The organism is Streptococcus sp. HMSC34B10 (assembly GCF_001839505.1).
In the GTDB taxonomy this organism is placed as follows: domain Bacteria; phylum Bacillota; class Bacilli; order Lactobacillales; family Streptococcaceae; genus Streptococcus; species Streptococcus peroris.
In genome coordinates this window covers 85,098-97,841 of the sequence record NZ_KV841556.1, presented here as the reverse complement: position 1 = coordinate 97,841, position 12,744 = coordinate 85,098, and the positions used below count along the sequence as shown (strand labels likewise).

Annotated in this window: 12 protein-coding genes; all 12 read right to left on the bottom strand. The window is 40.0% G+C overall.

The annotated features are described in order from the left end of the window. Window positions 1-48 precede the first annotated feature (48 nt). Window positions 49-1,191: a molecular chaperone DnaJ gene (dnaJ, locus tag HMPREF3237_RS06030; RefSeq protein WP_006144952.1), complete on the bottom strand. Its 1,143-nt coding sequence runs from the start codon at window positions 1,189-1,191 to the stop codon at window positions 49-51. Window positions 1,192-1,551: 360 nt separating this feature from the next. Beyond that, the gene (gene dnaK, locus HMPREF3237_RS06025) at window positions 1,552-3,378 is read right to left on the bottom strand and encodes a molecular chaperone DnaK (RefSeq protein WP_070889167.1); all 1,827 of its coding nucleotides are present in this window, start codon (window positions 3,376-3,378) and stop codon (window positions 1,552-1,554) included. A gap of 365 nt (window positions 3,379-3,743) precedes the next feature. Beyond that, window positions 3,744-4,259 (bottom strand): nucleotide exchange factor GrpE, encoded by a 516-nt coding sequence (grpE, locus tag HMPREF3237_RS06020; RefSeq protein WP_025168602.1) that lies wholly within the window; start codon window positions 4,257-4,259, stop codon window positions 3,744-3,746. Between the two features lie 26 nt (window positions 4,260-4,285). After that, window positions 4,286-5,320 (bottom strand): heat-inducible transcriptional repressor HrcA, encoded by a 1,035-nt coding sequence (gene hrcA / locus HMPREF3237_RS06015; protein ID WP_070889166.1) that lies wholly within the window; start codon window positions 5,318-5,320, stop codon window positions 4,286-4,288. Window positions 5,321-5,486: 166 nt separating this feature from the next. Further along, on the bottom strand, window positions 5,487-5,993 hold the full coding sequence (locus HMPREF3237_RS06010; RefSeq protein ID WP_070889165.1) for a DUF2812 domain-containing protein: 507 nt from the start codon (window positions 5,991-5,993) through the stop codon (window positions 5,487-5,489). Between the two features lie 34 nt (window positions 5,994-6,027). Next, entirely contained in the window at window positions 6,028-6,603 is a 576-nt protein-coding gene (locus tag HMPREF3237_RS06005) for a DUF2812 domain-containing protein (protein ID WP_070889164.1), read from the bottom strand. After that, the gene (locus HMPREF3237_RS06000; protein ID WP_070889163.1) at window positions 6,603-6,923 is read right to left on the bottom strand and encodes a PadR family transcriptional regulator; all 321 of its coding nucleotides are present in this window, start codon (window positions 6,921-6,923) and stop codon (window positions 6,603-6,605) included. The genes HMPREF3237_RS06005 and HMPREF3237_RS06000 overlap by 1 nt, the downstream gene beginning before the upstream one ends. Window positions 6,924-7,044: 121 nt before the next feature. Continuing rightward, the gene (gene glnA, locus HMPREF3237_RS05995; protein ID WP_006144944.1) at window positions 7,045-8,391 is read right to left on the bottom strand and encodes a type I glutamate--ammonia ligase; all 1,347 of its coding nucleotides are present in this window, start codon (window positions 8,389-8,391) and stop codon (window positions 7,045-7,047) included. Between the two features lie 35 nt (window positions 8,392-8,426). After that, window positions 8,427-8,786 (bottom strand): MerR family transcriptional regulator, encoded by a 360-nt coding sequence (locus HMPREF3237_RS05990; RefSeq protein WP_025168600.1) that lies wholly within the window; start codon window positions 8,784-8,786, stop codon window positions 8,427-8,429. Between the two features lie 80 nt (window positions 8,787-8,866). Continuing rightward, the gene (locus HMPREF3237_RS05985) at window positions 8,867-9,388 is read right to left on the bottom strand and encodes an FUSC family protein (protein WP_006144942.1); all 522 of its coding nucleotides are present in this window, start codon (window positions 9,386-9,388) and stop codon (window positions 8,867-8,869) included. A 116-nt stretch (window positions 9,389-9,504) separates the two neighbouring features. Then, entirely contained in the window at window positions 9,505-10,485 is a 981-nt protein-coding gene (gene mraY / locus HMPREF3237_RS05980) for a phospho-N-acetylmuramoyl-pentapeptide-transferase (protein WP_070889162.1), read from the bottom strand. Between the two features lies 1 nt (window position 10,486). Then, window positions 10,487-12,742, bottom strand: coding sequence for a penicillin-binding protein PBP2X (gene pbp2X / locus HMPREF3237_RS05975; protein ID WP_070889161.1), 2,256 nt, complete (start codon window positions 12,740-12,742; stop codon window positions 10,487-10,489). Window positions 12,743-12,744 lie beyond the last annotated feature (2 nt).

Genomic DNA, 12,744 nt, shown 5'->3' with positions numbered 1-12,744 from the left:
TTCTCCATTGCTAATTACAAACAAAAAGAGCCTCATGGCTCTTTTTAGTTATTCACCCTCAAAGGCATCTTTTATATGGTCAAAGAATCCTTTTTTCTTTGGGTTGACTTTCAAATCACCTGCAGCTGCGAATTCTTTCAAAGCTGCTTTTTGCCGTTCGTTCAAGCCTGTTGGCGTTACAACATTGACTGTTACAAACTGATCACCAACAGCACCTCCACGAAGGCTCGGTGCCCCCTTACCACGCAAACGGAATCGTTTACCTGTTTGAGTACCTTCTGGAATCACTAATTCTACATCTCCATGAACCGTCGGGATATCAACTGTATCCCCAAGAGCTGCTTGGACAAAGTTCAGATTTAAGGTGTAGAAAATCGTAGTTCCTTCACGTTCAAATTTATCGCTTGCTTCTACTGAAACCACTACATACAAGTCTCCATAAGGACCACCATTAAATCCTGCTTCACCTTGACCAGCTAAACGAATTTGTTGCCCTGTTTCCACACCAGCTGGGATTTTCACGTGTACGCTATGGGCTTGTTTTTCATGACCAGTTCCATGACAAGTTGCACAAGGATCCTTGATTTCTTGACCACGGCCATGACAGACATCACAGGTTACTTGACGACGCATCATACCAAGCGGTGTTTGGGTGTCCACATTGATAACACCAGAACCATGACATCGTCCACAAGTAACAGGACTTGTTCCCGGCTTAGCACCTGATCCATTACATGTACGACAGCTTGCCTCACGATTGTATTTGACTTCTTTTTCAGTACCAAAGATAGCTTCTTCAAAAGTCAGATTAACACGGTACTGGAGATCATCACCTTGACGTGGAGCGTTTGGATTGCGAGAAGAACCGCCTCCGCCGAAAAAACTTGAGAAGATATCTTCAAAACCGCCAAAACCAGCTGCTCCGCCACCAAAGCCACCAAAACCGCCAGCTCCACCACCGAAGCCACCATTGGCCCCCGCAGCACCATATTGGTCATAAGCAGCTCGTTTTTGTTCATCACTCAAAGTCTCATAAGCTTCTTGAACTTCCTTGTACTTTTCCTCAGCACCAGGTTCCTTGTTGATATCTGGGTGATATTTTTTAGATAATTTCCGATAGGCTTTCTTGATTTCATCTTGAGATGCATTCTTTGAAACGCCTAAACGGTCATAAAATTCAGTATTGTTCATAATTCAAGATACAAAGGGCGTTAAACGGACACAGCCAAAATAGGAGTTTTGACGACGGACGCTTGCGTCCTAGAAAAAACTATCTTTTTGGCACCGTCCGTAGCCCGTGTTCAGTTACGAACACTCTTTGTTCCTTTCTTTTATATTGTGAATCAAACCCAATATATATAAGGGTTAGGCTCTATTTTACCGAAAAACAGAGGCTGGGTTGCAACCTCTGGATTTCTTTTTATCATTTAGTTGTTAAGTTGAATTGAGCACGCCCTAACCTCTTGGTGAAAAAGATAAATCTTTCTAGAAACTAAAGTTTCTGCGTCAGATTTCCTATTTTCACTGTGAGGTTTTAACGGGCTTTGCATCTTACTTTTCCGTAAACTCTCCGTCTACGACGTCATCGCCGCCTGCGTTTCCTGTTGCTTGTGCGCCTTCAGCTCCTGCTTGAGCTTGTTGAGCTGCTGCAGCTTGTTCGTAGAGTTTAACGGCAAGAGCTTGAGCTTTTTCGTTCAAGGCTTCAAGTTTTGCTTTCATTTCTTCAAGGTTACCTGATTCTTGAGCTTTCTTAAGATCATCCAATCCTGCTTGAGCAGCATCACGTTCAGCATCGAAGCCTTTTCCTTCAGTTTCCTTGATTGTCTTTTCAGTCGCAAAGATGGCTTGATCGACTTCATTACGAAGGTCAACTTCTTCTTTACGTTTCTTATCTGCTTCAGCGTTTGCTTCGGCATCTTTCATCATTTTTTCAATTTCTTCATCTGTCAAACCTGAGTTTGATTGGATAACGATTGTTTGTTCTTTTTGAGTTCCAAGGTCTTTGGCCTTAACAGATACGATACCGTTCTTGTCGATGTCAAATGTTACTTCGATTTGTGGGATACCACGAGGTGCAGCTGGGATATCAGTCAATTGGAAGCGTCCAAGAGTCTTGTTATCTGCTGCCATTGGGCGTTCACCTTGAAGAACATGGATATCAACGGCTGGTTGGTTATCTGCTGCAGTTGAGAAGACTTGTGATTTAGATGTTGGAATAGTAGTGTTACGAGCGATGAGTTTTGTAAATACTCCACCCATTGTTTCAATACCAAGTGACAATGGTGTTACGTCAAGAAGGACAACGTCTTTGACATCACCAGTGATGACACCACCTTGGATCGCAGCACCCATAGCAACTACTTCATCAGGGTTCACTGATTTGTTTGGTTCTTTACCAGTTTCAGCTTTAACAGCTTCAACAACGGCAGGGATACGAGTTGAACCACCAACAAGGATGACTTCATCGATTTCTGACAAGCTCAAACCTGCATCTGAAAGAGCTTGACGAACTGGAGTTTTTGTACGATCTATAAGTTCACGAGTTAAATCGTCGAATTTAGCACGAGTCAAGGTCAATTCCAAGTGAAGAGGTCCAGCAGCACCAGCGGTGATGAATGGCAAGCTGATTTGAGTTGAAGTGACACCAGAAAGGTCTTTCTTAGCTTTTTCAGCTGCATCTTTCAAACGTTGAAGAGCCATCTTGTCTGTTGACAAGTCGATACCATTTTCTTTCTTAAATTCTTCAACCATGTAATCAATAATTTTTTGGTCAAAGTTATCACCACCGAGTTTGTTATCCCCTGCAGTTGCCAATACATCGAAGACACCGTCACCAAGTTCAAGGATAGACACGTCAAATGTACCACCACCTAGGTCAAATACCAAGATTTTTTCTTCTTTATCTGTCTTATCCAAACCATAAGCAAGGGCTGCTGCAGTTGGTTCGTTAACAATACGTTCTACTTCAAGACCAGCGATTTTACCAGCGTCTTTAGTTGCTTGACGTTGAGCGTCATTGAAGTAAGCTGGAACTGTGATAACAGCTTTGGTTACTTTTTCACCAAGGTAGTCTTCAGCATAACCTTTCAAATATTGAAGGATCATAGCTGAGATTTCTTGAGGTGTGTATTCTTTACCGTTAGCAGAAACTTTTTCAGAAGTACCCATCTTAGATTTGATAGAGATTACTGTATCTGGATTTGTGACTGCTTGACGTTTTGCAGCGTCACCAACGATGATTTCACCGTTTTTGAATGAAACAACTGAAGGTGTTGTACGGTTACCTTCTGGGTTTGCGATAATTTTTGATTCAGTTCCTTCAAGAACTGCAACTGCTGAGTTTGTTGTACCTAAGTCAATACCGATAATTTTGCTCATTATTTTTTCCTCTTTTTAATTTAATTTTCCTTTTGATACTCTTCTTAAGTGGCGACGCCGTCAGAGCTTGACTTCGCCAATCTCTTTGACTAAACTTTGAGCCTAAGGTCTCAAAGTTTGCGAAAATAGCGCCACGGCGAAGAGCATCGCCTTTGGTTCGCTTCGCTCACTATTAGTAAAGCTGAACCATTGTTTATCTTTCTTTCATAGTTTATTGTCGTTTCGGACAAGGTTTTGATTATGAATGTTGCGACACGAGGAGTCGAAATCGATTTTATTTCGACGACGAGTTAGTAAGGAGGCTAGGCAAACGCTATAGCGATTGCCGTTTTCTGACGAGTTGCTTTAGCTACCGTCAGAATTGCCTAGTTGTATACTACCACCATGGCTGGGCGTAGAATGCGGTCATGGAGTTTGTAGCCTTTTTGGAAGACTTGTGCAATGGTGTCTGCTGGATGTTCGTCATCAGCTGGAACCGTTTGGATGGCCATATGGTAATTATGGTCAAATTCTCCGTCAGCTGCGATCTCCTCGATCCCTTCTTCTTTCAAGGCATGTACCAAACTCTCTTGGACCATTTCTAAGCCCTTCTTCACATCATCTGTCAATCCTTCAACGGCAAGAGCACGTTCAAGGTTATCCAGTGACGGCAAGATTGCTTTTGCCAAATCCTGGCTACGATATTTTTGTAATTGTTGACGTTCTTCATTGGCACGGCGCTGAATGTTTTGCATTTCTGCGTGAGCACGAAGATATTTGTTTTCAAATTCCTCAGCTCGTTCATTCGCCAAGTCCAATTCAGACTTCTCAGGAGTTGTTTCTTCAGCTGTTTCCACAACTTCCTCGTCTTTTACTTCTTCATTTTTTTGATCTTCAGCCATTTTCGCCTCCTTTATTAATTTCAATCTTAATTTACTTCATAATGATTGCTGCTGAGATAGCGGTAAAAATCCGTTAGCTTCATGGTCAAGACGCGGTTTACTACATTTAACTGATTTATCAATTGCTGATAATCTAAATTGACCGGTCCAATAATAGCTAGGATTCCAAAACCACGATAGGGAATTAAAAACTTGCTACTAATCACTGCTAGATTTGCTAGGCAAGATTCCTGACTATCAGCAACTCGAACATTTTGCATCTGATCATCTAACAGATTCTCTCGAATTTCTAGCGCCACCTTCTGAGGTTGATCAAAGAACTGATAGGCCGCTAAATTCGCAAAGTTTAAAAGTTTGACTTTGCCAGCTACTACAACATCTTCTTTAAACATTTCCTTAAAGATATGTTCAAAAAGATCCATGACATTGTCTGTTGTTGTAAAATACCGCTGGATAATCTGTGGAATCTCAGTTCGAATCTTGTAGTGAATATCGAGAACCGTTTGCCCTATAAAACGTTCTTGAATAATAGACTTAAACCTCGTCAAATCCTCTTGCAAGAAATTTCTTGGAATCGAAAACTGACTGGTCACCGTTCTGGACTCATCTAACGTTAAAACAGCAAGTGCATTGTGTTGTCCTAAAACAACAATATCAAAAGCTGTCAATCGTTGCTTTCTCGGTTCTACATCAAATGCTACCACCGTGCAACCACTTAAGTTTGATAAAACATCCGTCGCACGCTGGAGAACATCCTCCAACTTGAAAAACTCTTGGTCAAATGCTTTCACCACCTCATAGACTTCGTTTTCAGCCAATCGGTCAAAAGCAAGCGAATGTTTGACAAAATACTGAAATCCTGCCACGCTAGGCTTGCGTCCGCTGGAAGTATGAGCTTTTTCAAGTAAACCTTGCTTTTCCAGAGCTGCCATATCGTTACGAATTGTCGCGCTACTAGTATTGACAGACTCCTGTAAAGCTTTCGATCCGACCGGTTCATGCGTTTTGGTAAAGATGTCAATAATCAGATTTAAAATATCCTGCTGACGTTCTGTAACCATCTCGCCACTCCTCTCTGTCAGATCTTTTTAGCACTCTATACACCTAAGTGCTAACCTATGATTCTATTATACACCCTTAGAAGATAAAGTCAAGACAAAAACTCAAAAAATTAGCACTCTTTTGACAAGAGTGCTAAAAATCAGTCTGGAGACCTAGAAACCAATGTCAATCAACAAGATATTTCCGTCTAAGTCTGTAAAAACTATAGATTAGATAAGCAACCATGAGAGCATAAAGGGCAAAAATAAGGAAGAAAGACTGAGAGAGACTTTCGCGAAACAAGCTCATACAAATAACTAGACCGCCAGAGATAGAAACTGTAGATGTACGAAGTCCAGTTTTCACACCATCCCATCGAAGACGATTGTCCATGAAAGATTGATCATTTAAATCTACATCACAAGTTGCTTTTCGAAAAACAGAATAAGAACAATTTTCCACAAATTCCCATCCTCTATCCTTAATACTTTGTAACTCCACCTCATTTTTTCTAAGGTACCTAGTATCCCATACACAGTAAGTCACATCATCAGGTTGGCATTGTTCAAAATAGAAAAAGCCAAAACGATTCGCTTTATATTTCCAACCTTTCAAATGCATCTCATGCAAATAATCTTCTACCTTATCCAAATCAAAAATGGTAAACATTCGAAATTGTACTTTGCTATTCATTGTCTATCCTCCAAATTAGAAAACATGCATGGTTTTATTTATCAGATAATTCTTTCCACTTTTGAAACAATCTCCAAAAAATATAAGAAATCTGAATCACAAAAACTATCAATAAAGTACAGTCTATGATAACAATCAAAAACATTCCCCAACTGAAATAACCTCTTCCGCTGAGTAACTTTGAGAAAACTGGTAGTAGAGCTGAAAAGAGAAGCAAAATAGGAAGCATCCGCATTGTTAAAATCTTCTTGACCATTGCTAACTTCCCGGCCGCGTCATTATAAATTTCAAACTCGGCATCCGACTCAACTCCAGAATAAAGCTTTCTAAAGTAGGAAAAACCATTAAAGTCTGTAATATGCTCCCAGCCACAATCTTTAAATAGTTGTAAATAGGAAGCTCTCTCTGACTTTTTCATAGGATAAAAGTCCAACTGATAAACCACCTGCTCTGGTTGGCACTTTTCAAAAGTATACTTAACCGCAACTACTAAGTTAGAGTAGCTTACTTCCTTAAGTTTCCAGCCCTGAGCATGCATTTCTCCGAGATAGAAAGCCTCTCTATCATAATCCGCAATGGTACAAATCCTATAAACAACTTTCTTTTCCATCAAAGCTCCTCCCGACTGTTTCTATAGAGCCGCTCAATACGTTTCAGCTCAATCTCTAAAACTTTTCGGCCCAAGTCTGTTATCTGATAGATTTTACGTTTTTCCTCTTCTCGGACAAAGGAGATCAAACCGTCTTTTTCCATCTTTGACAGGGTTCCATACATGGTTCCAGGACTAATTAAAACCTGTGAATCCGTCATTTCCTTGACCTTTTGCGTGATACCATAGCCATGGTTCTGCTTTTGCAGGCAGAACAAGATATAAAAACCTGTTTCCGTCATGGGAAGGTAGACACGTCTAATCTTATCCGTTAATTCCATTTTTATCACCTTCTATTCAGTTCGATATATCGCACTTCGTTATATAAAATATATCACACCTCGATATAAAATGCAAGAAAAAAAGACTGCCATCTGGCACTCTTTCTTCTCTATTAGTAAATTAGTAAAGGTCAAGATAGTTATCAACTTCCCATTGTGAAACGAAAGTTGCATAGCTTGCCCACTCGATGCGTTTAGCTTCAATGAAGCTCGTATAAATATGATTTCCTAGGGCCGCTTTTACAACTTCGTCTTCTGTCAATGCTTTCAAAGCATTGTGAAGTGTAGAAGGGAGATCAGTGATTCCTGCAGCTCTGCGTTCTTCTGGTGTCATCACATAGATGTTTTCTTCAATTGGAGCTGGTGCTTCAATTTTATTTTCAACACCATGGAGTCCGACTTCAAGAAGGACAGCCAAAGCGATATAAGGATTAGCCATTGGGTCTACTGAGCGCAACTCAAGGCGAGTACCCATACCACGTGAAGCTGGCACGCGAACAAGTGGTGAACGGTTACGTCCTGCCCAAGCGATATAAACCGGTGCTTCATAACCAGGAACCAAACGCTTGTAGGAGTTAACTGTTGGGTTCGTAATAGCTGTAAAATTGTAAGCGTGCTTGATCAAACCTCCAAGGAAATGATAAGCTGTTTCTGACAGTTGCATGCCTTTTGGATCATTTGGATCAAAGAAGGCATTATTTCCTTCTGCATCAAACAAGGACATATTACAGTGCATACCTGATCCAGCAATACCAAATTTTGGTTTTGCCATAAAGGTTGCATAAAGTCCATGTTTACGAGCAATTGTTTTCACAACCAACTTAAAGATTTGGATTTTATCACAAGCACGAAGAACTTCATCGTACTTAAAGTCAATCTCATGTTGTCCAACCGCAACCTCATGGTGACTTGCTTCTACTTCAAATCCCATTTTGGTCAAGACATTCACAATCTCACGACGGGTATTGTCCGCAAGGTCAGTAGGCGCCAAGTCAAAGTAACCACCCTTGTCATTCACTTCGAGAGTTGGATCTCCATTTTCATCTAACTTGAATAGGAAGAATTCTGGCTCAGGACCCAAGTTAAATGATTTGAAACCAAGTTCTTCCATGTGGCGAAGTGCTCGTTTCAAATTGCCACGAGGGTCCCCTGCAAATGGTTCTCCTTCTGTTGTATAGACATCACAAATCAATCCTGCAACACTACCGTTCTCATCTCCCCAAGGGAAGACAGTCCATGTATCCAAATCTGGGTACAAATACATATCAGATTCGTTGATACGAACAAAACCTTCAATAGAAGATCCATCAAACATAGCCTTGTTTGACAAGACTTTATCAAGTTGTTCATCTGTAGCAGGAATTTCGACGTTTTTCATGGTTCCTAGAATATCTGAAAACATGAGACGGATAAATGTTACATTTTTTTCCTTAACTTCACGACGAATATCTGCAGCTGTGATTGGCATGGTTTTTCTCCTTATATTTGACGACTAGCGGTTGCCTAACCGCGACCAAAAGGTGATGATTGTTGAGAAGCGAAGCGACTTTGTTGGAGAACCTCATTACGAAGGGCCCGACGCACTTCAGTTTGACTGACTGGTTTTTTAGATTTCGCTTCACGTTCAGCATATTTTTTCTTGATGGCAGCAATGTTAAGACCTTCAGAGATATAATCTTTAATCTCCAATAAGCGATCCATGTCATTCAAAGAATACATACGACGATTACCTTCGTTACGATCAGGCTTTATCAATTCCTGGTCCTCATAATAACGAATCTGGCGCGCCGAAAGGTCGGTCAGCTTCATAACACTACCAATCGGAAAAACTGCCAAATTACGGCGAAATTCTTTTTCCCTCATGTACACTTCCTTCTTTCTGTCTATTATAGTCCAAAAAAATTCAATCGTCAATTGTTTATGTCATATCTTATGACATTATTTTATTTTTTTAGCAAAATACTACGTAAACGATCAATGTCGTAATTTACAAGGATTGCTACAAACACTCCGATAAAGGTTTCAGAAATACGGGCAAACACATATAAAACAGTTTCACCATTTGGAATTGATAGGGTAATAATCAACATGGCTGCAACTCCACCGATGACTCCTGACTTATTATTCATGGCGACATTTGTCATGATGGTCAACATGGTACAAATTGGAACAACAACAAGAGTTACCCAAAAGGCACCGTGAAAAAAATTATTTAATAGAAAAAAAATCAGAGCATAAAGACCACCGATGCTATTTCCTAAAATACGTGACGTCCCAAAGTGAATACTCTTATCAAAGTCTTCTCTCAAACTAAAAACAGCTGTTAGTGATCCAATTTGTAGCCCCTTCCACCCAAAAAAACCAAAAATCATAAGAACTAAAAAAACAGCAATTCCTGTTTTGAAGGTTCGCATACCTAATTTAAACTGTGATTTGTCAAATTTATATTTTTTTAAATAACTCATAATCTCATCTTTCTACTTCCATTTTATCATAAATTTACTTTTTTGAGAAAGAGATTCATAAACAGAAAAGGAGAAGGTTTAATCCTTCTCCTTTATTATGATTTATTTTTCTATGATTAAAACAAATACATAAAAGCCAAAGCCAAAATACTTGCGAACAAACCGACACCCCAAAAGAAGAAGTCAACTTTCCACTCACTCCAAGCTTGACCTTTACCAGAAAAGCCCCCCAACTCAAAATGGTGATGAACTGGTGTCATCCGGAAGATACGTTTTCCTCCAGTCAACTTAAAGTAACTAACTTGCATCATAACGGATGTTGTTTCAAAAACATATACTATCCCAATCAAGAGCAAGGTCCATTCTTGGTGTAGCGCCATGGAAATAGCGGCCAACATTCCTCCAAGAGCAAGACTTCCGACATCTCCCATGAATACCTTAGCAGGCTTATGGTTAAAGACAAAGAAACCAAGAAGACCACCAATCATGGCAAGAATCACTAGGAGGATATCCAACTGGTTTTGTACATAAGCAATGACTCCATAGGCAGACAGACTAATCACTACTGAGATACTTGCCAAGCCATCGATTCCGTCAGTCAAGTTAACAGCATTTGAAAAACCAACTAACCAGAAGAGAGCAAAGAAAATGTAAAGAACGCCCAAATGCAAAGGATAGCCAAATACATTTAAGATATCTCCCCCTCTTTCATAAAAGAAATAGAAGATTACTCCTCCAACTAATTGAAGTAGGAGTTTTTGCTTGGGATTGAGTCCTTCATTGATTTTACGAAAAACCTTGAGAAAATCATCAAAGAAACCAACCAATCCATATAAGACTAGGATAAAAAGAATCATCCCAGCATTATTGGTTAACTGATTCGTCGCAAGAGCAAGAACTAAACTAACCAAGACTCCAGTTATAAGGAAGACGATGCCCCCCATTGTTGGCGTTCCGGCTTTAGCCTGATGTTGTTTCACGTCCTCATGCATCTGCTGACCGGTAATATGTGCCTTATGATAAAAACGGATAAAGACTGGAATTCCTACTACTGTAAGAACAAAAGCAACGACTCCAGCAAAGATAGAAACTAACATTCTAATCTCCTAATGTTATTTTTATTTTCTGTATGTTTTTTAAAGCTGTATTGGCACGAACACTTTGTTTCGTAACAGTTTGTCCAGAGCCTTCATATTCTACCTCGAGATTGAGCCATTTTGCAAAGGTTTCAACATTCTTCTTAGACCAACCATACAAGTCAGGCATCTCCTCTACCTTGTCAGAGAGTAGTAGAACTTTTTCATTAGCATTTAGATTGGTTCCTTCTGATACTGAACTTTCTTTAATTTTTGTTCCGGAACCGATAACAATTGGTTGAACAAGGTTACGTCGTAGCTCTTCAGCCAAATCTCCAGCACTATAATCCTTAGTCGCAGGCATTGCATAGTTAGTTGTTGATGTTACCTGATCCAAGTTCTTAGCTGTAGATTGAAGATTGAGAGATTCCTTCATTGCCGAAGCTCGCTCCAAGATAGGGTTCGCAAATTCTCCAAACCAAGGTGTAGAATAGTGTTCTGGCTGTTGAACTGCTACGTAAAGAATAAAATCAGGATTTTCAGAAGGATGCATGGTTACTACAGAAAAGATATAATTGGTTTTCCCAACTAAATATCCTCCGTTTTGCTCATCGGCAATTTGAGCTGTTCCAGATTTGACAGAAACAGTCTGACCTGGTACAGTAACGATTGGTTTACCGGTAAGTTTATTGTACATCGTACCATAAACAGGATCTGTACCAACCAAAATCATATTTTCTCGAGTCAAACTAGCCGCTTCTTTAGAAACAGGATTCCCTACAACCTCTCTTTGTGATTTACGAACAGTCTGATCATTTGGATCATAGAGGGCACTAATAAACTTCGGTTCTAGCATAACCCCATCATTCGCAATTGCTGTGAAAGCACGAAGCATTTGTGTCTGAGTAACAGAAATCCCTTGACCAAAAGAACTCATGGCAATATTAACAACGTTATCTGCAGGTAGTTGTCCCGCATACTCATCGGGCATTCCAAAACGAGTTGGAACTCCAAACTTGAATCGATTAAGGTATTCTAACCAAGTAGCATCCCCCATCTTTTGTTCGAGCAAGGTCATACCCACATTACTTGAGTGATCAAACCCTTGTGAGTAAGTCATTATACTTCCAGCTGATAAGCCATCATTAACATCCCAGTCTCTGATAGTCGCATCAGCAACCTTTAATTCACTACTATTAAAATATTCGCCTCCAGGGAATGTTTTATTGTCAATAGCAGCAGCTAAGGTCATGACCTTCATGGTTGAACCAGGTTCGTAATTGCTCTGATATAAAAGGTCTCGCCAAACAAAATCCTCAGTAATACCTTCTTTTGTATCCGCATCAAAAGTTGGTCTCTGAGTCGTTGCCAAAATCTCCCCTGTCTTAGCACTAACCAAGGTAGCAAACACATACTTTCCTTTAAGTTTCTCTTGAAACATATTCATTTGACTTTCCATAAAGGATTGTAGCGGACTAGATAAGGTGGTATATACATCCTTTCCATCTACCATTTGACGGGTAGCTTTTTCAGTTCCAGGTACGATATTTCCAAAGCGATCTTTTTCATAAGTAAGAATACCATCTGTCCCCGCTAGTAGATTATTAAGGGAGCTTTCCATACCGGATGTCCCAACGAGACTCTTAGAACCATCTTCGTTTTCATGAAGTTGGGCTAAACCGATGAAGGATGAAGCAAAGCGTCCATTAGGATAGCTTCTGTTGGGACTTGTTGTAAAGTCAATCCCCTCCACCTTGGCAGTTTCCAAGTCCTTTTTAATAGCCATCATGTTGGCGTAAGTAATCCCATTACCTTTAACACCAAAGGAAACTTGCTTGAGATTTGGTTTGGAAAGTTGTTCCTTGACATAAGACTCTTCCATATCCAAATACTTGTGGAAAATCTCTGCAACTTTATTGTACTGTGATTCTTCTACATATAGAATGTTACCATTAGCAGACTTATAATCTTTATCAATGACTGCGTAGACATTATAGGATGTTGCATCTTCCGCAATGGGTGTTCCGTTACGGTCATAAATCGTTCCTCTTTTAGCAGGAACCGTTTTGGTTGTTTGGTGAACCCTGTCTGCTTCCTTGACCAAGTCAACACCAAACTTTGTACCAGTACCAATAATCACCGCAAAATTAACCAAAAAAACAGCAAAGAGAAAGACGGCCAAGAGGCTCAAATTCTTTCCCACTCGTCTGCGATTTTCTTCTGGATTTTTACGATTCTTAATGGCAAAGCGTATGATTCTTTCTTTCCAGGTTTTCATAT

Excerpts from the sequence above, each read along its gene's own strand:
- dnaJ (WP_006144952.1), bottom strand. The coding sequence starts at position 1,191 with ATGAACAATACTGAATTTTATGACCGTTTAGGCGTTTCAAAGAATGCA.
- dnaK (WP_070889167.1), bottom strand. The coding sequence starts at position 3,378 with ATGAGCAAAATTATCGGTATTGACTTAGGTACAACAAACTCAGCAGTT.
- grpE (WP_025168602.1), bottom strand. The coding sequence starts at position 4,259 with ATGGCTGAAGATCAAAAAAATGAAGAAGTAAAAGACGAGGAAGTTGTG.
- hrcA (WP_070889166.1), bottom strand. The coding sequence starts at position 5,320 with ATGGTTACAGAACGTCAGCAGGATATTTTAAATCTGATTATTGACATC.
- HMPREF3237_RS06010 (WP_070889165.1), bottom strand. The coding sequence starts at position 5,993 with ATGAATAGCAAAGTACAATTTCGAATGTTTACCATTTTTGATTTGGAT.
- HMPREF3237_RS06005 (WP_070889164.1), bottom strand. The coding sequence starts at position 6,603 with ATGGAAAAGAAAGTTGTTTATAGGATTTGTACCATTGCGGATTATGAT.
- HMPREF3237_RS06000 (WP_070889163.1), bottom strand. The coding sequence starts at position 6,923 with ATGGAATTAACGGATAAGATTAGACGTGTCTACCTTCCCATGACGGAA.
- glnA (WP_006144944.1), bottom strand. The coding sequence starts at position 8,391 with ATGCCAATCACAGCTGCAGATATTCGTCGTGAAGTTAAGGAAAAAAAT.
- HMPREF3237_RS05990 (WP_025168600.1), bottom strand. The coding sequence starts at position 8,786 with ATGAGGGAAAAAGAATTTCGCCGTAATTTGGCAGTTTTTCCGATTGGT.
- HMPREF3237_RS05985 (WP_006144942.1), bottom strand. The coding sequence starts at position 9,388 with ATGAGTTATTTAAAAAAATATAAATTTGACAAATCACAGTTTAAATTA.
- mraY (WP_070889162.1), bottom strand. The coding sequence starts at position 10,485 with ATGTTAGTTTCTATCTTTGCTGGAGTCGTTGCTTTTGTTCTTACAGTA.
- pbp2X (WP_070889161.1), bottom strand. The coding sequence starts at position 12,742 with ATGAAAACCTGGAAAGAAAGAATCATACGCTTTGCCATTAAGAATCGT.